The 20,211-nt window shown below is 71.4% G+C and carries 15 protein-coding genes and 1 tRNA gene; 11 read left to right on the plus strand and 5 right to left on the minus strand.

The genetic code is table 11. From position 1 onward, the window contains the following. Positions 1-40: 40 nt before the first annotated feature. Positions 41-661, minus strand: coding sequence for an ATP-binding protein (locus tag OG978_RS20975; RefSeq protein ID WP_326766704.1), 621 nt, complete (start codon positions 659-661; stop codon positions 41-43). A gap of 53 nt (positions 662-714) precedes the next feature. Continuing rightward, positions 715-1,548, minus strand: a complete 834-nt coding sequence (locus OG978_RS20980; RefSeq protein ID WP_326766705.1) for a glycerophosphodiester phosphodiesterase — start codon at positions 1,546-1,548, stop codon at positions 715-717. Between the two features lie 225 nt (positions 1,549-1,773). Here OG978_RS20980 and OG978_RS20985 point away from each other — a divergent pair, with 225 nt between their 5' ends. Then, the gene (locus OG978_RS20985) at positions 1,774-3,228 is read left to right on the plus strand and encodes a S1C family serine protease (RefSeq protein ID WP_326766706.1); all 1,455 of its coding nucleotides are present in this window, start codon (positions 1,774-1,776) and stop codon (positions 3,226-3,228) included. A 73-nt stretch (positions 3,229-3,301) separates the two neighbouring features. Here the strand turns inward: OG978_RS20985 and OG978_RS20990 are convergent, their stop codons facing one another. Continuing rightward, positions 3,302-3,991: a DUF4232 domain-containing protein gene (locus tag OG978_RS20990; protein WP_326766707.1), complete on the minus strand. Its 690-nt coding sequence runs from the start codon at positions 3,989-3,991 to the stop codon at positions 3,302-3,304. Between the two features lie 463 nt (positions 3,992-4,454). On the opposite strand from OG978_RS20990, the gene OG978_RS20995 reads away from it, so the two are divergent. Both OG978_RS20995 and OG978_RS21000 read left to right on the plus strand, forming a co-directional pair. Further along, positions 4,455-4,539, plus strand: a tRNA-Ser gene (locus OG978_RS20995). Between the two features lie 597 nt (positions 4,540-5,136). Continuing rightward, complete coding sequence (locus OG978_RS21000; protein ID WP_326766708.1) at positions 5,137-6,726, plus strand: ABC transporter substrate-binding protein; 1,590 nt, start codon at positions 5,137-5,139, stop codon at positions 6,724-6,726. Here the strand turns inward: OG978_RS21000 and OG978_RS21005 are convergent. Next, positions 6,723-7,634, minus strand: a complete 912-nt coding sequence (locus OG978_RS21005; RefSeq protein ID WP_326766709.1) for a bifunctional DNA primase/polymerase — start codon at positions 7,632-7,634, stop codon at positions 6,723-6,725. The genes OG978_RS21000 and OG978_RS21005 overlap by 4 nt on opposite strands. Before the next feature lie 324 nt (positions 7,635-7,958). Between OG978_RS21005 and OG978_RS21010 the strand changes: the two genes are divergently transcribed. The 8 genes from OG978_RS21010 to OG978_RS21045 all read left to right on the plus strand — a co-directional run bounded on the left by OG978_RS21010 (position 7,959) and on the right by OG978_RS21045 (position 16,034). Then, positions 7,959-8,270 carry a hypothetical protein gene (locus OG978_RS21010; RefSeq protein WP_326766710.1) on the plus strand — a complete coding sequence of 104 codons (312 nt, stop codon included), beginning with the start codon at positions 7,959-7,961 and terminating at the stop codon, positions 8,268-8,270. Between the two features lie 217 nt (positions 8,271-8,487). Next, a complete protein-coding gene (locus OG978_RS21015) occupies positions 8,488-9,699 on the plus strand; it encodes an acyl-CoA dehydrogenase family protein (RefSeq protein WP_326766711.1) in 1,212 nt (403 codons plus the stop codon). Further along, a complete protein-coding gene (locus OG978_RS21020) occupies positions 9,699-10,712 on the plus strand; it encodes a bifunctional MaoC family dehydratase N-terminal/OB-fold nucleic acid binding domain-containing protein (protein ID WP_442817722.1) in 1,014 nt (337 codons plus the stop codon). The genes OG978_RS21015 and OG978_RS21020 overlap by 1 nt, the downstream gene beginning before the upstream one ends. A gap of 1 nt (position 10,713) precedes the next feature. Then, the gene (locus tag OG978_RS21025) at positions 10,714-11,748 is read left to right on the plus strand and encodes an acyl-CoA dehydrogenase family protein (RefSeq protein ID WP_326766713.1); all 1,035 of its coding nucleotides are present in this window, start codon (positions 10,714-10,716) and stop codon (positions 11,746-11,748) included. 2 nt (positions 11,749-11,750) lie between these two features. Further along, on the plus strand, positions 11,751-12,146 hold the full coding sequence (locus OG978_RS21030) for a MaoC family dehydratase (RefSeq protein WP_326770105.1): 396 nt from the start codon (positions 11,751-11,753) through the stop codon (positions 12,144-12,146). Further along, a complete protein-coding gene (locus OG978_RS21035) occupies positions 12,143-13,312 on the plus strand; it encodes a lipid-transfer protein (RefSeq protein WP_326766714.1) in 1,170 nt (389 codons plus the stop codon). The genes OG978_RS21030 and OG978_RS21035 overlap by 4 nt, the downstream gene beginning before the upstream one ends. 246 nt (positions 13,313-13,558) lie before the next feature. Next, positions 13,559-14,239 (plus strand): SigE family RNA polymerase sigma factor, encoded by a 681-nt coding sequence (locus tag OG978_RS21040; RefSeq protein WP_326766715.1) that lies wholly within the window; start codon positions 13,559-13,561, stop codon positions 14,237-14,239. 145 nt (positions 14,240-14,384) lie between these two features. Next, positions 14,385-16,034: a long-chain fatty acid--CoA ligase gene (locus tag OG978_RS21045; RefSeq protein ID WP_326766716.1), complete on the plus strand. Its 1,650-nt coding sequence runs from the start codon at positions 14,385-14,387 to the stop codon at positions 16,032-16,034. Between the two features lie 60 nt (positions 16,035-16,094). Here OG978_RS21045 and OG978_RS21050 read toward each other — a convergent pair whose 3' ends face one another. Continuing rightward, a complete protein-coding gene (locus tag OG978_RS21050) occupies positions 16,095-20,069 on the minus strand; it encodes a PAS domain-containing protein (protein WP_326766717.1) in 3,975 nt (1,324 codons plus the stop codon). Positions 20,070-20,211 lie beyond the last annotated feature (142 nt).

Genomic DNA, 20,211 nt, shown 5'->3' on the forward strand with positions numbered 1-20,211 from the left:
CACCTCCACCGCCGCGGCGGCAGGTGTCCGTGCCGGAACGTCAGCCCACGTCGTCGAAGGCGTCCGCGAAGCCCAGCGCGTCGAGCCCCGGCACACCCGGCACCGGCGCACCCAGCAGCCCGGACTCCTGTCCGTGTCCCTCGTTGACGAGGACCCAGACGGTCACTTCACCGGACGAGCTGTCGCGTACGCCCCACTCGTCGGCGAGTGCACTGATGATGTTGAGCCCGCGGCCGCCACGCGCCGTCACCGATGGTGTGGCCGGAACGGGACGGGTCGGACCGCCTCCGTCCGTCACTTCGACGGTCAGCCCGCCCGTTCTGTCGACGCGCCATGCGGCGCGGACGTCGCCGTCACCCACATCCGTGTGCCGGCCCAGCGGTCTGCCGTGCCGGCAGGCATTGCTGAGCAGTTCGGAAAGAATCAGTACAGCATCGTCGACGACCGAATCCGACACCCCGTGACTGCGCAACTGCTCACGCATCCGGTGCCTTGCCTGGCCCACGCCCGCAGGGCCATGGGGTACGGCCATGCTCGACGACGTGGGCACTTCCTGTGCCACCACCAACGCCACCCCCGAGACCTCCTTTGCCCCACGCCACGGAGTGGATGCCCTCCTGGACTGGACCGGAAACCGGCCAATGGACTGCCGGTGACGCACTCGTAACGATCGAATACGGTTCGAATGCGCCGGTGTACTCCGTGTAACTGATGTTAAGAGCGTCCCAGTTGTGACAGAACCTGTTTCGGGCGGTTCGTGATGATTGCCTCGATGCCGAGATCGACGCAGAGTGCGACGTCCTCAGGTTCGTTCACCGTCCAGACGTGCACGCGGTGTCCCGCACGGTGCAGCCGTTCGATGTATCCGGGGTGGTTGCGTACGATCCGCATCCCCGGACCCGCGATCCGGGCCCCGGCCGGCAGCCGCCCGTCGCGCAGCCGCGGCGAGACGAACTGCATCAGGTACACGGTGGGCAGGGCGGGGGCCGCGGCCTGGATGCGGTACAGCGAGCGCGCCGAGAAGCTCATGATGCGTACCGGCGACGGGCTGGCGGCCGACGGGTCGTCGAGTTCGAAGTGCTTCAGCAGATGCAGCAGCCGCTCCTCGACCTGGCCCGCCCAGCGGGTGGGGTGCTTGGTCTCGATGGCCAGCTGGAGCGGACGCCCGGCGGCCCGGGTCTCGACGACGAGTTCGAGCAGTCGCTCCAGGGTGAGTACGGAGGTGAGTTCCCCCGGCACCGGATCCCAGTCCGGGGACTCCGACTCCTCGCGGTCCTTCCAGGAGCCGAAGTCGAGGGCGGTGAGCGCGGAGAGCTCCAGGGCGGAGACGGCACCGCGGCCGTTGGAGGTGCGGTTCACCCGGCGGTCGTGTACGCACACGAGGTGGCCGTCGGCGGTGAGTCGTACGTCGCACTCCAGGGCGTCGGCGCCGTCCTCGATCGCCTTCCGGTACGCGGCCAGGGTGTGCTCGGGGGCGTCGTCGGACGCGCCCCGGTGAGCGATGACCTGGATGGTGTGATGCGTGGATTGCTGCCGTGCGTGGGTCACCGCGTCATCGTGTCACCGCCAGGGCCTGTCCGGCGGATCAGGGCCGGGGCCGCGGCTGCGGTGCGTCTTGCACCGGGGGGCCGTTTTGCCCGATGTAAAGATTGGTGTGCGGATGCACAGGTCCTGCTTACAGTGGCCTGACGCGCCTTGGGAAAAGCTGTAACCGGACACGTACACAGCGGATCTCTTGCCGAAATTGATGTGGAACCCGAGGAGTAAAGAGCTGTGAGCACAGACAACGAGGGCAACGAGGGCACTGCGGCCGAGGCCGTTCCGTCCGTTCCGTCCGCACCTCCAGTGCCGGCCGACGCTCCTCAGGGGGCACCCGGGAGCACGCCCGCGTCCACCCCCGCCCCGACGGCCGAACCGGCCGCCGCCGTCACCACGCCCATGGCTTCCGTCCCGGCGACGCCTCCCCACGTACCCCACGCCTCCCACGCGCCCCAGTCGGCCGCCGAGGCCAACTGGCCGCCCCCTCCCGCCGTGCCCGCGTACGCGTCCCACGGTGCGGGCGGTGGCGGTCCGGTCTGGGGCGCCCCGCCCCAGCCGTACGCTCCCGAGGGCCCGCGCAGGCGGGGCATGGGCGGCCTGGTGGCGGCGGTGGCGGCCGCGGCGCTGATCGCCGGCGGCGTCGGCGGCGCCCTCGGCTACTGGGCGGCCGACCACAACGGCACCGGCTCGACCACGGTCTCGGCGTCGACCGACCCGCGGGACCTCAAGCGCGATCCCGGTACGGTCGCGGGGGTGGCGTCCAAGGCGCTGCCCAGCGTGGTGACCATCGACGCACAGGGCGGTGACGGCGAGGGCGGTACGGGCACCGGCTTCGTGTACGACAAGGAGGGCCACATCCTCACGAACAACCACGTGGTGGCCTCCGCGGCGGACAGCGGCCAGCTCACGGCTACGTTCTCCAACGGCAAGAAGTACGGCGCCGAGGTGGTCGGCCGGGCGCAGGGATACGACGTCGCCGTTCTGAAGCTGAAGAACCCGCCGTCGGGGCTCGCTCCGCTGGCCCTCGGCAATTCGGACGAGGTCGCGGTCGGCGATTCCACGATTGCCATCGGCGCCCCGTTCGGCCTGTCCAACACGGTCACCACGGGCATCATCAGCGCGAAGAACCGCCCGGTCGCCTCCGGTGACGGCTCCGGCGGCAGCAACTCGTACATGAGCGCCCTGCAGACCGACGCCTCGATCAACCCGGGCAACTCCGGCGGCCCGTTGCTCGATGCGCGCGGTGCGGTCATCGGCATCAACTCGGCCATCCAGTCGACCGGCAGCAGCGTCGGCCAGACCCAGGCGGGCTCCATCGGCCTCGGCTTCGCGATTCCGATCAACCAGGCGACGAACGTCGCCCAGCAGCTGATCAAGACCGGCAAGCCGGTCTACCCGGTGATCGGAGCCACGGTCAGCATGGACGAGAAGACCGGCGGCGCGGTCATCTCCGACCAGGGGGCGGACGGTACGGCAGCCGTGTCGAAGGACGGCCCCGCGGACCGGGCCGGCCTCAGGGCGGGCGATGTCATCACGAAGTTCAACGACACCGTGGTCGACAGCGGCCCGACCCTGATCGGCGAGATCTGGACCCACAAGCCCGGCGACCGGGTGACGCTGACCTACCAGCGCGACGGCCGGACGGCAACGGCCGAGGTCACCCTCGGGGAGCGCAGCGGCGACAGCTGACCGTCCGGTCGGACACCCCGACGGGCCCCGGCCCCCTGTCCCCGATACTCCTGTGGACGGAGGGGCCGGCCGACTACTGGAGTGCGTCGGCCTGGCTCGACTGCCAGTAGCTGACGGTCGAGTCGTCGGTGATGGCGACGCCCTGCGTGGTGACCGTGGCCTGGCCGTCGATCGGGCCCATGTCCTTGCCGAGCAGCCCGATGGTGAGGCTCTTCTCGCGGTGCATGTTGGGGCCGTCATTGGAAAGGGTGAGGGCGGCGTAGGCGGACTTCCCCGGGGCGAGGGTGACCACCGCCTGCGGCTTGCTCTCCTCGTACGCGCCGATGGCCGCCTGCGCTCCGGGGTATCCCACGGTGGGGAAGCCGTAGATGTTGCAGCTTCCACCTGCGGTGTTGGTGGCCTTGATGATGACGGCCGGCAGGGTGCCGCCGGCGCGGTCGACCGTGATGTCCAGGCCGTCGGTGGAGCAGGTGGCATCGGCCGCGTTGCTCCCGTCGCCCTGCCCGCCGGACGCGCTGTCCTTCCCGGCACCGGAACCGGACGTGCCGCCCTTGCCTCCGGAGGCGCCCCCGCTCTGCTGGGAGGCGGCGCCCGTGCCCTCGGACGCGGCGGGGCTCTTCTCCGGGGACGAACCGGCGCTCGTGCTCGCGGCCGGATCGGCGGCGGCCCCGGTGTCGTCGGGGCCGCATGCGGCGGTGGCGAGCACAGTCGCTCCGGCGACGGCGAAGAAGGCGAGGGCGCGACGGGTGCGACGGATGTTCATACGGTGTTCCTCACTGAGCTGAACAGGAAAGTTGAACAGGAAGTCCTCCGGAGCGGTGCACGGTGGATGGCCGTGGCGGACATGACCGGTACGCGGAGGGCGACCGCCGACGGTGCCGGGCACCTGCCGACGGCGGTTGATCACGGAATCAGCTTGGCGGGCGGCCGACAGCGGCCGCAATCGTCGCCGGACCATTGGGGATGCCGGAACACTAAAAGGCGCTCTGACCTGGGAAAACGAAAGTCCCCTGGAACGCTTTCCTGGGACACGGAACAACGAAGCGGCCGGGCCACCGCCCGTCGGAGCGGTGATCCGCGGGCTGTCGGAACCTGTTGAGGCACGTACGCCCACGCCATTGGTCACGAGCCCGAGTTGCGCCGGGGAAGGTGACCGACCGGGATTGTCCGGCGGAATCAATCAGCCGGTACGCTGTAGGCGCTCTGTCACAGGTGGGCGGAGCAGGGGTGGGTTGCCCGAGCGGCCTAAGGGAACGGTCTTGAAAACCGTCGTGGCGCGAGTCACCGTGGGTTCAAATCCCACACCCACCGCACATGGACGGCCCCTGACCGGAAGACCGGTCGGGGGCCGTCGTTCTGTGCGTTGCCTGTGATTTTCCCGATGTTCTTCGCTGCTTCCCGTTGCTCCCCGGAGCTCGCCGATCGACCGGGCGCGGTTGCGGGGCGACCTGTTCCGGACGGAGTGGGGGAGATCGCGGAGCCCTGTGGCGATGCGGCCCAAGTGCCATTTCGCCGGGGACAGTTCGCTGATCAGGGGTGCGGTCGCGACGGCCGGGCCGACCGGTCGACCGCCACGGTTCGATACCAGCCAATTGCGCCGGCAGCACCGGCTGTCGGTGACGATTTTTGTCGCATGATGTGCCACCACTCGGCGCTGCGTACTACTAGATTGTCAAAGCACCACGAGGCCGATCATGGTCTGCCCTTCATCGTTCATCAGCTGCCATTTGGCAGTCCGTCACCACGAAGAACCTTGGTGAACACCATGTTCGGGCAGCCTGACGGTCCGCACCACCGCGTACGGCCGGGCTGACAGTGCTGGAACGGCCGCGATGTTCGCAGTAGTTCCTGACCTGATCTGGCTGTCCGGGGCCCCCACACCCCGGCCGAGAGTATGAGGCACGTTCTGTGAAGGTTCGTACGAGGCGGTCGGCCACCCTGATCTCCGGGGGTCTGGCGGCGGTGCTGCTGGCGGGTTGTGGCTCCGAGGATCAGATCTGGCCATTCGACAGCGAGGACACGATGGTCGTCGGCATGTCCGACGGCATCCTGGCGACCGATCCGGCCGCGGGGTACGACCCGGGGTCCTGGCTGCTGTTCAACAACGTCTTCCAGTCGCTGCTGAGTTTCCCGCCGGGGGGTTCCATCCCGGTGCCGGAGGCCGCCGACGAGTGCGGTTTCTCGGACGGCAGCAAGACCTACACCTGCACCCTGCGCGACGGGCTGAAGTTCAGCAACGGTCACAGCCTCACCTCGGCGGACGTCAAGTACTCCTTCGACCGGGCGATCAAGATCAACGACCCGGCGGGCCCGGCGCCGCTGCTCTCCACCATTTCGTCGATCAGCACCCCGGACGACAAGACGGTCGTATTCCGCCTCAAGGTGCCCGACGCGACATTTCCCAGCAAGATCGCATCGGGTGCCGGCTCCATCGTGGACCGCCGGGTGTATCCCAAGGACAGTCTGCTCAAGGGCGGCGAAACGGTCGGTTCCGGTCCGTACAAGCTGGACTCCATAGACAAGTCGGAGGCCGTCTTCTCGGTCTATTCCGGCTACCACGGAACCGCCGAGGTGAAGAACTCCGGCGTGACGATGAAGCTCTTCCAGGGCGATCAGCAGGCGCTGAAGACCGCCCTGGAAAAGGACGAGGTCGACATCGCGTACCGCGGTCTCACCGCCAAGACGATCGCCGCCCTGGACACCTCGCCCAGCGCGGAGAAGGACGGCCTCGACGTCGTCCAGGGAAGCAGCGCGGAAGTCCAGCACATGGTCTTCAACGTCGACGACCCCGTGGTCGGCAAGCTCGCCGTGCGCAAGGCCATGGCCTATCTCGTCGACCGCCACGCCCTGGTCAGCAAGGTCTACCAGTCCACGGCGACACCGCTCTACTCGATCGTCCCGGTCGGAATCACTGGGCACGGCAACTCCTTCTTCAACACGTACGGCGACAGCCCGCAGCCGCAGAAGGCGAAGGACGTCCTGAGGGAGTCCGGGATCACCGACAAGGTGAGAATCACCCTGTGGTCCACCCCGAGCCGTTACGGACCCGCCACCGACGACGAACTCCAGACCATCGCCGATCAGTTGAACAAGAGCGGGCTCTTCGACGCGAGCATGAGGTCCGTACCGTTCGGCGAGTACGAGAAGGGCATCGCCGAGGGCAAGTACGGCGTCTATGTGAAGGGCTGGGTGCCGGACTATCCCGACCCCGACAACTTCACCCAGCCGTTCTTCGGCAAGGGCAACGTCCTGTCGAACAATTACGAGAACAGCGACATATCCAAACAGATCATCCCGCAGACCTCGTCCATGACCGACCGCTCCAACACCCGAACGGCGTTCATCAAGCTGCAGGACATCGTGGCGCATCAGCTGCCGCTCCTGCCGCTGTGGCAGGGAAAGCAGTACGCGGTCGCCAACGAGAACGTCCGTGGCCTGCAGAACTGTCTGGACACATCGACGGTCTTCCGGTTCTGGGAGCTCAGCACCGCGGACTAGGGTCTGTCCGGTCCTGATCCGCCGGACAGGTCCCACGGCCCGTCCGGCGCGGCCGTGGTGAGGCGGGCCGCCGATTCGATCGTGGCGCGGGCCTCGCGTTCGGTGAGGCCGGTGCGGACGGCGGCGTGGGTGAGGGCGTTCGCCAGGGCGTCGCCGTAGCCGTGTTCGTAGGCGCGGCAGGCTGCCCAGAAGAGCCGTGTGTTGCGCTGGCCCTCGCGTGCCGCGAGGACGAAGCGGACCAGTCCCCGGCCCCGGTCGGGCCGCCCCGTGCTGTGCCGGGGGCGCGCGGGAGGCGTGAGCAGGCGCAGGAGTGCGCGGGGGCACGGGGCCGGAGGCAGGTCGGAGGTGCCCGGGGCCAGCCGGTATCGGCCGTGCGGGGTGACCGAGCCGGGGCCCACCAGGTAGCCGCCGGTGCCCCGGATGTCGATGCCGGGGGCCAGGCGGCTCGCGGAGTTCGGTACGGGAACGCCGGGCGGGCCGGTCAGCCAGAGGTGCCGCCCGCCGCTGGGGGTGAGGACCGTGACGGTCGGCGGGATCGTGAACAGATGGTGCAGGGCCAGCCGCCGGAGCGATGCGGCGGAGTCGTCGCTGCCTGCGGTGTCGATGTCCAGGTCGATGCCGATGAGGTGGTGCGGGGGCCGGCCGCAGGCGATGCCGTAACCGGTGGCCCAGGGGGCGGCGGCGAAGAGGGCCCGTACGGCGGCCGGGTCCGTGGTGGCGTCGTGGACACCGTGCCCGGGCAGGCCGCACGCGCCCCGGCAGGTGAGCCGGTGGTCGTCGTTCCGGTGCGGAGAGGGCAGGGCGGGGAGCTTGCGGGCGGTCAGCGGGATGACGGGGAGCCCGCGCTCGGCGGCGGAGAGCGCGTGGGCGAGGGCCAGGGTGGCGGTCTGCCGGTCGGTGATGGCCATGGTTCTATTTTCGTTCAGGTGTTCGAAAAAAGGAAGGGAGTGTGGCTCGGGCGGGCCGGGCGCCGGAACGCTTCTCCTCTTGGGGGGTACGGGGTCGCGTGATCCGGCGGTTTTCGGGTGGGTGCGTAAAGGGTGTGAGCTGGGGCTTTTGGGGGCGCAAAGGTTTATCGGCGCTTCCTCACGCCTGCGGGGGAATCGGATCGCATGGGTGGTTCGCCGGGGACCCGGTGGGCAACTCTGGTCTCGCGACGTCGTGACCAACACCGGGGCGGTCGGCCAACTGCCTCGGAACAAGCCGTACTTCCGGTTCCTGGAGGAATTGACATGGCAAGCATCCGTACCGCTCGTGCCCTCGCCGCTGTTGCCGCCCTGCCCCTCGCCGCCGCGCTCTTCGGTGGTGTGGCCCAGGCCGACAGCGGCTCGTTCGCGAACGACGGATCGAACGCGGCCGTTGCGACGGTTGTCGGCAGCGGCGTCGGCGGCGACAACTTCGGCAACTCGTCCACGTCCCAGCAGCAGGCCGTCGGCTCCGGAGCGTCGAACCAGAGCAACTCCGCGCAGGTGAACGGCTCGGCGTTCACCGTGATCGACCAGCACACCGAGAACGTCGCGGTGAACTTCACCAACCTCTGGTGATCCGTGGCCGGTCATGGGCCGGTCGGGGGGCCGGGCCAGGGTCGGTGAACAGCGGTCCGCGCGAGGGTGCTTCGGCACCTTCGTGCGGACCGCTTCACGTTGTGGGAGGCGTGGAGTGCGGGGCGCGGACGGGTGTCGCCGACCTTGACAGCAACACCGTATCTGACGGACAGTCAGAAATCCTGATCCGTACGCCCGTGTCCGGGAGGCAGCCGCCGTGCACCTCGCCCAGACGGAACGTCAGCGACAGCTGCGCGCCGAACTCCGCTCGTACTTCCGCGAGGTGATGCCCGGGAGGGACGCGGGGACGGCCCCGGGGGACGGGGACCCGGACGGGCAGCGGCGAGTGCTGCGCAGGATCGGCGCCGACGGGATGCTCGGGCTCGGCTGGCCCGTCGAGTACGGCGGCCAGGGGCGCGGCGCCGACGAGCAGTTCATCTTCTTCGACGAGGCGTACCGGGCGGGGGCGCCCGTCTCGATGGTCACCCTCAACACCGTCGGCCCGACGCTGATGAAGTACGGGACCGACGAGCAGAAGGCGTACTTCCTGCCCAGGATCCTCAGCGGCGACCTTGTCTTCGCCATCGGCTACAGCGAGCCCGAGGCCGGTACGGACCTCGCCTCGATGCGCACCAGGGCGGTGCGGGACCGCGGGGACGCCCGCGGCCCGGACGGCGCCGGGGGCGGCGACCACTGGGTGATCGACGGGCAGAAGATCTTCACCAGCAACGCCCAGAACGCGGACTGGATCTGGCTCGCCTGCCGCACGGACCCGGACGCGCCCAAGCATCAGGGCATCTCGATCATCCTCGTCCCGACCGAAGCCCCCGGGTTCGCCTGGACGCCGATCGAGACCGTGGGCGGGCTCACCACGACATCCACGTACTACGACGGGATACGGGTGCCCGCCACCAACCTGGTGGGTCCGGAGAACGGCGGCTGGGGGCTGATCACCAATCAGCTGAACCATGAACGGGTGGCTCTCGCGGCGATCGGCATGCAGGCCGAGGACTTCTACGAGGCGGCTCTCGCCCACGCCCGCACCCCCGACTCCGTGACGGGCAGGCGCCCGGCCGACGAGCCGTGGGTGCGCGGCCGGCTGGCCGAGGCGTACGCCCGGCTGGCGGCGACGCGCCTGCTCAACTGGCGTCTGGTGGGGGACGTCGGCGCGGGTTCGCCGGCCCCGGGCGAGGCGAGCGGCGTGAAGTTCGCGGGGACCGAGAGCGCCGTCGAGGTGTACCGGATGTGCCAGGAGATCACCGGGGAGGCGGGCACGGTGCGGGGCGGTTCGCCCGGCTGTTTCGGGGACGGGGAGCTGGAGCGGATGAACCGGGCGGCGCAGATCAACACCTTCGGGGGCGGGGTGAGCGAGGTGCAGCGGGAGATCGTCGCGACGATGCGGCTCGGCATGAAGAGGGGCAGGCGGTGATGACGGTCGTGCGGGAGGGCCGAAAGGTGTCCGAGGGTCGGCAGGTGTCCGAGGGGCGAAAAGTGGCTGAGGGGCGGCAGGTGTCCGACGAGCCGGACGAGCTGTACGGACGGCTCAAGGAGTTCGAGGGGCGACCGGCCGCGACCGCGGGCACCGGCAAGGACCCGGTCAACGAGCCGATGATCAGGCACTGGTGCGAGGCGATGGGCGACGACAACCCCGCGTACACCGGGCCGGAGGCGGTCGCTCCGCCGACGATGCTGCAGGCGTGGACGATGGGTGGGCTGTCGGGGCACACCGACCGCTCCGAGGCGTACGAGGAACTCTTCGGCCTGCTCGACGGCGCCGGCTACACCTCGGTGGTCGCGACCGACTGCGAGCAGGAGTACCTGCGCCCGCTGCGGCCCGGGGACCGGATCACGTTCGACGCGGTCGTCGAATCGGTCTCGCAGCGGAAGACCACCAAACTGGGGACGGGCTATTTCGTCACCACCCGCATGGACGTCCGGGCGAACGGCGAACCCGCCGGGACGCACCGCTTCCGGATCCTCAAGTACACCCCGGCGGCGCCGAAACGGGCGGCGCGCGGCGGCGGGCGGAGCCTGCGCCCGAGGCCGGTGGTCAACCGGGACAACGCAGGGTTCTGGCAGGGCGTCGCCGAGCACCGGCTGCTGATCCAGCGCTGCGGCGACTGCGCCACGCTGCGCTTTCCCTGGCTGCCCGGCTGCAACGCGTGCGGCTGTCAGGAGTGGGACACGGTCGAGGCGAGCGGCGAGGGCACCGTCTTCAGCCATGTGGTGATGCACCACCCGCGCTTCCCCGCCTTCGGCGCCGACGAGGCGGGTGGGCCGTACGCGGTGGCGCTGATCGAGCTGGCCGAGGGGGTGCGGATGGTCAGCAACGTCGTCGGCGTGCCGTACGGCAAGGTACGGACGGGAATGCCGGTGCGGCTGGAATTCCTGCGTACCGACGCCGAGTTGGAGCTTCCGGTCTTCCGGGGAGGCGAGGGCTGAGATGGATTTCGCACCCACCGAGGAGCAGACCGCGGCACAGGGGCTCGCGGCGCGGATCTTCGGCGATCTGTCGACGCCCGAGCGCCTGGCCGTGGCCGGCACGGGGACGGACGCCGGGCTGTGGAAGGAGCTCTGCGCGGCCGGACTGACCGCGGCCGTCGAGGAGACCGGGCTGCTCGGCCTGGTCCTGCTGCTGGAGGAGCAGGGCCGTACGACGGCGCAGGTGCCGTTCGTGGCGAGCTGTGTGTACGGGCTGCTGGCCGTCGCCGGGCACGGCACGGACGAACAGCGGGAGCGGCTGCTGCCGCCGCTGCGGGACGGCACGGCCGTCGCCACCGGGGCCTTCCCGGCCCGCGGTGGGGTACGGGCGGACGACGGCGGCCGGCTGAGCGGCGGCGTGCCGTACGTGCCGTGGCTGCGGGACGCGGACCTCGTCCTCGTACCGGACCCGGAGCGACGGCTGTGGATCGTCCGGACCGGTGATCCCGGTGTGCTGACCGAGCCGGTGGAGACCACGGCGCCGTGGTCGGCGGCGCGGCTCGTCCTGGACGGGGCGCGCGGGGAGCGGCTCGGCGGCGCCGGGGCGTACGAGGCGGTGCTGGCCGCGGGCCGGACGGCGTTCGCCGGACTGCAGGCCGGGGTGTGCGCCGGTTCGCTGGCCCGCGCCGTCGCCCACGCGAACACCCGGGAGCAGTTCGGGCGCCCGCTCTCCACCAAACAGGGGGTGCTGCTGCGCGCCGCCGATGCCCATATGGACACCGAGGCGATCCGGGTCACCGCGTACGAGGCGGCCTGGCGCCATGACGCGGGGCTGCCGTACGGGCCCCAGGCGCTGACCGCGGCCTGGTGGGCGTCGGAGGCCGGAAAGCGGGTCGTGCACGCCGGGCAGCATCTGCACGGCGGTACGGGCGCGGACCTCGACCACCCCGTGCACCGCCACTTCCTCTGGGGGCGGCAGCTCGACGCCTACCTGGGGTGCGGCAGCGAAGTGCTTCAGGAACTCGGTGAGTCGCTGGTGAAGGAGGGAACGGAGTGAAGGTGAACGCCGGTGATGAGCTCGCGCCGCTGGAGATCGCGGTGACCCGCACCCTGATCGTGGCGGGCGCGATCGCCTCCCGCGACTACCAGGACGTGCACCATGACGCGGAGCTCGCCCGGGAGAAGGGGGCCCCGGACGTCTTCATGAACATCCTGACGACCAACGGCCTGGTCGGCAGGTACGTCACCGACCGCCTCGGCCCGTCGGCCGTGCTCCGCAAGGTCGCCATCAGGCTGGGCGCGCCCAACTACCCCGGGGACACCATGGTCCTGAGCGGCACGGTCACCGCCGTCGCGGACGACGGAACGGCCGAAGTGAAGATCGTCGGCTCCAACGGCCTCGGCAGGCATGTCACCGGCACGGTGACCGTCGGCGTACCGCGGGGGGCGGCATGAGCGTGCGCAGGGCCGATTCGCTCGGCGGCAAGGCGGCGGTCGTGGGGATCGGCGCGACCGAGTTCTCCAAGGACTCCGGACGCAGCGAACTGAAGCTGGCCGTCGAGGCGGTGCGGGCCGCCCTCGACGACGCCGGGCTGACCCCCGCCGATGTGGACGGCCTGGTCACCTTCACCATGGACACCAGCCCGGAGATCACCGTCGCCCAGGCGGCCGGAATCGGTGAGCTGTCGTTCTTCTCCCGCATCCACTACGGCGGCGGGGCGGCCTGCGCCACCGTCCAGCAGGCGGCCCTGGCCGTGGCGAGCGGGGTGGCCGACGTCGTGGTCTGCTACCGCGCGTTCAACGAACGCTCCGGGCGCAGATTCGGCTCCGGCGTGCAGCAGCGGGAGCCCACCGCGGAAGGCACCGCGCTCGGCTGGAACCTGCCCTTCGGGCTGCTCACCCCGGCCTCCTGGGTCGCCATGGCCGCCCAGCGCTATCTGCACGCCTACGGGCTGACGCCGGACGTCTTCGGTCATGTCGCGGTCACCGACCGCCGCCATGCCGCCCGGAACCCCGCCGCGTACTTCTACGGGAAGCCGATCACCCTGGCCGACCACGCGGCGTCGCGGTGGATCGTCGAACCCCTGCGGCTGCTCGACTGCTGCCAGGAGACCGACGGCGGGCAGGCGATCGTCGTCACGAGCGCCGAGCGGGCCCGGGACCTGCCGCAGCCGCCCGCCGTGATCGTGGCCGCCGCGCAGGGGGCCGGGCGGGCGCAGGAGCAGATGACGAGCTTCTACCGCGACGACCTGACGGGCCTGCCGGAGATGGGAGTGGTCGCCCGGCAGCTCTGGCGCAGCTCGGGCCTCTCCCCCTCCGACATCGACGTGGGGATCCTCTACGACCACTTCACCCCGTTCGTCCTGATGCAGCTGGAGGAGTTCGGCTTCTGCGCGCCGGGCGAGGCGGCCGGCTTCGTCGCGGCGGACTCGCTGCCCCTGAACACGCACGGGGGCCAGCTGGGGGAGGCGTATCTGCACGGGATGAACGGCATCGCGGAGGCGGTCCGGCAGATCCGGGGCTCGTCGGTGAACCAGGTGTCCGGGGCGGCCAGGACCCTGGTCACGGCAGGCACCGGCGTACCCACATCGGGCCTGATCCTCGGCACGGACAACGCCTGATCCTCGGCACGGACGACTGAGCGGGCACGGCCCGGGACCGCGTCCGCGGCCGGGCGGGGCATCAGGGAACGTCCCGTGAAACCGCGTCCGCGGCCGGGCGGGACGTCAGGGGGCGTCCCTGAGCCCCGAGGACGACGACTCCACCTACAGGAGGTGGAGCAGGCCCTACCCCTACACCCTGAGGCGGACGCGGTTTCGGGACCTGGGGCCGATCCCCGGAGCGGCGCCCGCTTCTAGCGTGGAGCCATGACCACGCCAGTCTGCACGGGCAGCTCCGGGGGAGCCGCCACCACCGGACACGCGCCGCACACGCCGTACCCGGCACACACCCCGCACACCACGGGGCACGGCTCACACAGCCGGCCCGGACCGCAGAGCGCGCACGTGCCGCGCGCCGCACGCACCCCGTACGCCTCACGGACTCCGTACGCCCCGTATCCGTCGTTCTCCTCCTTCGTCCGGGCGAGAGGGCCGGTGCTGCTGCGCGCCGCCCGCTCGCTCACCGCCAACCCGAGCGATGCCGAGGACCTGCTGCAGACCGCGCTCACCAAGACGTACGTCGCCTGGGAGCGGATCGAGGACCACCGGGCGCTCGACGGCTACGTCCGCCGGGCCCTGCTGAACACCCGGACCTCGCAGTGGCGCAAGCGCAAGGTCGACGAGTTCGCCTGTGACGAACTGCCCGAGCAGGAGGCCGCTCCGGCCCCCGACCCGGCCGAGCAGCAGACGCTGCGCGACGCGATGTGGCGTGCCGTGCTGAAGCTGCCGGACCGGCAGCGGGCCATGGTGGTCCTGCGCTACTACGAGGACCTCAGCGAAGCCCAGACGGCCGAGGTGCTCGGGGTGTCCATCGGCACCGTGAAGAGCGCGGTGTCGCGGGCGCTCGGCAAGCTCAGGGAGGACCCGGAGCTCGCTCCGGTGCGCTGACCCCGGGTGGTGCGGCCCCGTCGGCGGGGGCCTGATTTTGCCGAACGAAACCGATTCGTACTCCCGGAACTAGTGACATACCGAACGGTATGTGCGCAGAATCAGCGCAACCCTACTGCCGCGTAGCGCCCACCGGGAGGACGCCGTGCTGAGCACCATGCAGGACGTACCGCTGACTGTCACCCGCATCCTCAACCATGGGATGACGATTCACGGGAAGTCGCAGGTCACGACCTGGACCGGCGAACCCGAGCCGCAGCGGCGCAGTTTCGCCGAGATCGGCCGGCGGGCGACGCAGCTCGCGAACGCCCTGCGCGACGAGCTCGGTGTCGTCGCCGACCAGCGGGTGAGCACCCTCATGTGGAACAACGCCGAGCATGTCGAGGCGTATCTCGCGATCCCCTCGATGGGCGCGGTGCTCCACACGCTCAACCTCCGGCTCCCGGCCGAGCAACTGGTCTGGATCGTCGGGCACGCCGACGACAAGGTCGTCATCGTCAACGGCTCCCTGCTGCCGCTGCTCGCGCCCCTCCTCCCCCAGCTGACGTCCGTCGAGCACGTGATCGTCACGGGGCCGGGCGACCGTTCGCTCCTCGACGGGGCGGCGCCCCGGGTGCATGAGTACGAGGAGCTGATCGCCGGCCGCCCGACCGACTTCGACTGGCCCGAGCTGGACGAACGCCAGGCCGCCGCCATGTGCTACACCTCCGGCACCACCGGCGACCCCAAGGGCGTCGTCTACTCCCACCGCTCCATCTACCTGCACTCCATGCAGGTCAACATGTCCGAGTCGATGGGCCTGACCGACAAGGACACCACGCTGGTGGTCGTCCCCCAGTTCCATGTGAACGCCTGGGGGCTGCCGCACTCGACGTTCATGTCCGGCATCAACATGCTCATGCCGGACCGGTTCCTGCAGCCCGCCCCGCTCGCCGAGATGATCGAGCGCGAGAAGCCGAGCCACGCCGCCGCCGTCCCCACCATCTGGCAGGGGCTGCTCGCCGAGGTCACCGCCAACCCGCGCGACCTCAGCTCCATGGCCCGCGTCACCATCGGTGGCGCCGCCTGTCCGCCCTCTCTCATGGAGGCGTACGACAAGCTCGGCGTCCGCCTCTGCCACGCCTGGGGCATGACGGAGACCTCGCCGCTCGGCACCATGGCCAACCCGCCCGCCGGACTGACCGAGGAGGAGGAATGGCCCTACCGCGTCACCCAGGGCCGCTTCCCGGCCGGCGTGGAGGCGCGGCTGGTCGGCCCCGGCGGCGAGCACCTGCCGTGGGACAACGAGTCGGCCGGTGAGCTGGAGGTGCGTGGCCCCTGGATCGCCGGGGCCTACTACGGGGGTGCGGACGGTGAGCCCCTGCGCCCCGAGGACAAGTTCAGCGAGGACGGCTGGCTGAAGACCGGTGACGTCGGTGTGATCAGCGAGGACGGCTTCCTCACGCTCACCGACCGGGCCAAGGACGTCATCAAGTCCGGCGGCGAGTGGATCTCCAGTGTCGAGCTGGAGAACGCGCTGATGGCGCACCCCGACGTGGCCGAGGCGGCGGTCGTCGCCGTCCCGGACGAGAAGTGGGGCGAGCGCCCGCTGGCCACCGTGGTCCTCAAGGACGGGGCGAGCGCCGACTACGAGGCGCTGAAGGACTTCCTCGCCACGTCCGGTATCGCCAAGTGGCAGCTGCCGGAGCGTTGGACGATCATTCCGGCCGTGCCGAAGACCAGCGTCGGCAAGTTCGACAAGAAGGTGATCCGCAGGCAGTACGCGGAGGGCGAGCTGGACATCACCCGGCTCTGACCCGGCCCGTGGGACACGGCGGGGGCGGTACGGGATCTCCCGTACCGCCCCCGCCGTTTCTCAGTTCGTGCCGATCTTCGCGAGCAGATCGACGATGCGCGACTGGACCTCTTCGCTCGTGGACCGCTCGGCCAGGAAGAGCACGGTCTCGCCCGAGCTGAGCTTCGGCAGCTCCGACCCGTGCATGTCGGCGGCGGAGGTGTAGACGACCAGCGGGGTCCGGTCCAACTGACCGTTCGCGCGCAGCCAGTCGACGATGCCCGCCCGGCGGCGGCGCACCTGCATCAGGTCCATCACCACCAGATTGGGCCGCATCCGGGTGGCGAGCGACACCGCCTCGCTGTCGGTGGAGGCCCGCGCCACCTGCATGCCGCGGCGTTCCAGGGTCTCCGTCAGCGCCAGCGCGATCTCCTCGTGCTCCTCGATCAACAGCACCCGGGGCGGATGCTGTTCGCTGTCGCGCGGGGCGAGCGCCTTGAGGAGCACGGCGGGGTCGGCGCCGTACGCCGCCTCCCGCGAGGCCTGCCCCAGGCCGGCCGTCACCAGCACCGGGACCTCGGCCGCCACCGCCGCCTGACGCAGCGACTGCAGGGCCTTGCGGGTGATGGGACCGGTCAGCGGATCGACGAAGAGCGCGGCGGGGAACGCCGCGATCTGGGCGTCGACCTCCTCGCGCGAGTGCACGATCACCGGCCGGTAGCCGCGGTCGCTCAGCGCCTGCTGGGTGGAGACATCGGGCGCGGGCCAGACGAGCAGTCGGCGCGGGTTGTCCAGCGGCTCCGGGGGCAGCTCGTCGTCGACCGGCTGCGGCGACGGACGGTTGGCGACCTCGACCGCGCCCCCCGGGCCGTCCAACGGCTCCGGACCCTCGGCGCCCTCGTCGGGGGCCCCTATCGCGTACGAACGCCCCTCGGCCTCCGGGGCGGAGAGCAACTGCCCCGCACCCGGGCCCTGCGCGGGCCCGGCCGGGCCGGTCGGCGTTCCCCCAGCGGGGGCGGACGCGGCCGGGGACGGCGCGGACGGGGCGGCCTGCGGGGTGCGCTCGCCCTCCGGCGGCGCGGCGAGCTTGCGGCGCCGTCCGGCACCGCCGAGCGTCTGGTTCTGCTGGTGTGCGATGTGCTGGGCGAAGGGCACGCCCTGCCCGAGCGTCCGCACGCTGAACGCGCGCCCCTGCGTCGAGTCCGACGAGCCGCCGGGCATCGGGGCCTCCGCGGGCAGCGGCTGCCTGCGCGCGTCCGCCACGGGGGCGATGTTCAGCGAGTGGTCCTCCGCGCCCTCCGTGGAGGCTGCGGCAGCCGTGACGGCCGTGGTGCCCGTGGCGTGCGTGGTCTGTCCGGTAGCGGGCCGCTCCGCACTCTCGCCGGGCAGGTCGTCGGCCTGCTCGGGCCGGGGCTGCTCCTCGGGCCGGCCGGGCTGCTGGGGGCCCTCGGGGTGGCGGGCCCGGCGACGGCCGGTGGGCACGGGGTGCGCCTGCGGCGGGGTGTGGTCGTCGCCCGGGGCGATGCGTACGGCGTCATGGCGTCCTGGCAGCGAGGCGTCCGCGTCGGCCGCCGTGGCCGGGGACCGGTCGGCCTCCGCCGGCGGGAGGGCGAACGCGGTACGGGACCCCGCGGGCTCGGCCTGGGCGGTCCGCTCCTGGGCAGCCGCCAGCGCCCGCCGGGCCCGCCGCCCGGTCGGCTGGGCCGCCTGGGACGGTGCGGGCGCTGCCCCTGCGGACTCAGCAGCCGAAGCGGAGACCGAGTCCGACGCCGAAGCCGACGCCGGCAGGGCCAGCTGGTTCTCGGCGCCCTGACGCGCGCGCTGTCCGCCCGCGGGCACCGGAACCGGCATCTGCCCCTCGGCCGGAACGCCCTGCGGCGGCACGGTCTGGCCGAGCTGCGGCCGACCGCCACCGCCCTGCGCGCCCTCGGCCGCCGTCACCACGGCCCCCTCGGACGGCACCGGGGCCGCGGGCAGCGCCAACGCCTGCTGCTCGGGCAGCCGGGTCAGCCGATCCGGAAACGAGTGCTGAGCACCGGACTCGGCCGGACTCGGCCGCCCACGCCTGCGCCCCGAACCCTCGCCCTGCCGGCCCGGAACGGTCTCCTGCGGGCCGTGCGCGCTCCCCGCGCCCTCGGTGTCCTGCGCCCCCGGCAACGCGCGTCCGTCCTGCGCCACGGGCTCACGACGCGCCCGCCGCCGCCCCGTCGGCTCGGCCGCCGCCGTGTCACTGTCGGACCCGGCGCCCGCCCCGGAACCACCCACCGGGCTCTCCAGGAACGCATCCGTGGACGCCCGGCGCGCCCGGCGCCGCCCGCCGCCCGGCTGCTGCCCGGTCTCCGGTCCCCCCTGACCGGCCATCGACCCGTGCCCGGCACCGGGCTGCGCACCGGCCTCCGGCTCCGGCGCGGGCGCCGTCACCGTGCCCGAACCCGCGCCCAACGGCACCTCCAGCACATATGCGCTGCCGCTCATCCCCGGCACCTCGTGTGTCTGGAGCACGCCGCCGTGCGCCCGCACGATCCCGCGCACGATCGGCTCGTGCACCGGGTCTCCCCCGGCGAACGGCCCGCGCACCTCGATCCGTACGACCTCGCCTCGCTGCGCCGCCGCGACGACGACCGTCGAGTCGACGTACCCGCCGCCGGGCACCACCCGGGCCTTGCCGGTCGAGTCGACCCCGGCGACATCCGCGACCAGATGGGCGAGCGCGGTCACCAGCCGGGCCGCGTCCACCTCGGCCTCGATCGGCGGCGCGTGCACGGCGAACTGGGCGCGCCCGGGACCGATCAGCTCGACGGCCGCGTCGATACCGGCCGTCACGACCGAGTCGAGCAGCACGTTCGTCTTGGCGAGCTTCTCGGAGCCGGCGTCCAGGCGCTGGTAGCCGAGCACGTTGTCGACGAGCGTGGTCATCCGGGCGTAGCCCGCGGCCAGGTGGTGCAGGATCTGGTTCGCCTCGGGCCACAGCTGTCCCGCCGGGTCGGCGGCGAGCGTCGAGAGTTCGCCGCGCAGCTCCTCCAGCGGGCCGCGCAGCGATTCGCCGAGCACGGCGGTGAGCTGGGTGTGCCGGTCGGTCAGCGCCGCCAGCCGGTCGGCCTGCGCCTCCAGCTCGGCCGCGTACCGCTCGGTCCGGTCGGCCAGCTCCGTGCTGTGCCGTTCCGTCAGTTCGGCGACCTCCGCGGTGTGGCTGCCGGTCAGTTCGGCGACCTCGGCCCGGTGCTGTGCGCCGAGCTCCTCGTACGGCCTGCGGTCGGTGAACGTCATGACGGCGCCGACCAGCTGGTCGCCGTCCCGGACCGGTGCGGTGGTCAGATCGACCGGCACCTGCGCGCCGCTCTTGGACCACAGGACCTGGCCGCGCACCCGGTGCTTGCGCCCGGACCTGAGGGTGTCGGCGAGCGGCGACTCCTCGTACGGGAACGGCTCGCCCTCCGCCCGCGAGTGCAGGATCAGCGGATGCAGCTCCTGGCCGCCCAGGTCACTGGCGCGGAAGCCGAGGATCTGCGCGGCGGCGGGGTTGACCAGGACGACCCGGCCGTCGGTGTCCGTACCGACGACGCCCTCGGCCGCCGCCCGCAGGATCATCTCGGTCTGCCGCTGCGAACGGGCCAGTTCGGCCTCGGTGTCCACGGTGCCCGACAGATCCCGTACGACGAGCATCAGCAGCTCGTCGCCCGTGTAGCTGCCGCTGTAGGTGCTCTGGAAGTCGTTGTACGCGGCCTGCCCGTCCTCCAGGCTGGCGCTGGTGACCTCGACCGGGTACTCGGTGCCGTCGGTCCGCCGTGCGGTCATCCGGGTCGGCTTCGTACGGCCGCGGTCGTCGGCGGACTCGGGAAGGCGCATCGACCCCGGGATCAGCTTGGAGTCGAACTCCGGCAACAGGTCCAGGAGCCCGCGCCCGACGAGCGCGGTGCCCGGCGTCTCGAACATCTCCAGCGCGATGGTGTTGGCGTTGACGACGGTGCCGTTGCAGTTGACGAGCAGCAGCCCGTCGGGGAGTGCATCGAGTATGGCTGCGAGGCGAGCAGCGCCTCGGGATGGCCTGCTGCTCACGACGACGCTTCCTCCCTGGTTACCGCACCTTGCCGACAGCGGGCCCCATCTTGCCCCTCGGGCCGCAGGCTGTCACTGGAGGAGTCTAAAGGCAGCGGAGGGGCGAGGGGCTGCGGATGAGGGGGAGCTCTCACCAAGGTTC

Source organism: Streptomyces sp. NBC_01591 (genome assembly GCF_035918155.1).
Taxonomy (GTDB): Bacteria; Actinomycetota; Actinomycetes; order Streptomycetales; family Streptomycetaceae; genus Streptomyces.

Excerpts from the sequence above, each read along its gene's own strand:
- OG978_RS21020 (WP_442817722.1), top strand. The coding sequence starts at position 9,699 with ATGACGGTCGTGCGGGAGGGCCGAAAGGTGTCCGAGGGTCGGCAGGTG.
- OG978_RS21040 (WP_326766715.1), top strand. The coding sequence starts at position 13,559 with ATGACCACGCCAGTCTGCACGGGCAGCTCCGGGGGAGCCGCCACCACC.
- OG978_RS21025 (WP_326766713.1), top strand. The coding sequence starts at position 10,714 with ATGGATTTCGCACCCACCGAGGAGCAGACCGCGGCACAGGGGCTCGCG.
- OG978_RS21005 (WP_326766709.1), bottom strand. The coding sequence starts at position 7,634 with ATGGCCATCACCGACCGGCAGACCGCCACCCTGGCCCTCGCCCACGCG.
- OG978_RS20990 (WP_326766707.1), bottom strand. The coding sequence starts at position 3,991 with ATGAACATCCGTCGCACCCGTCGCGCCCTCGCCTTCTTCGCCGTCGCC.
- OG978_RS21035 (WP_326766714.1), top strand. The coding sequence starts at position 12,143 with ATGAGCGTGCGCAGGGCCGATTCGCTCGGCGGCAAGGCGGCGGTCGTG.
- OG978_RS21010 (WP_326766710.1), top strand. The coding sequence starts at position 7,959 with ATGGCAAGCATCCGTACCGCTCGTGCCCTCGCCGCTGTTGCCGCCCTG.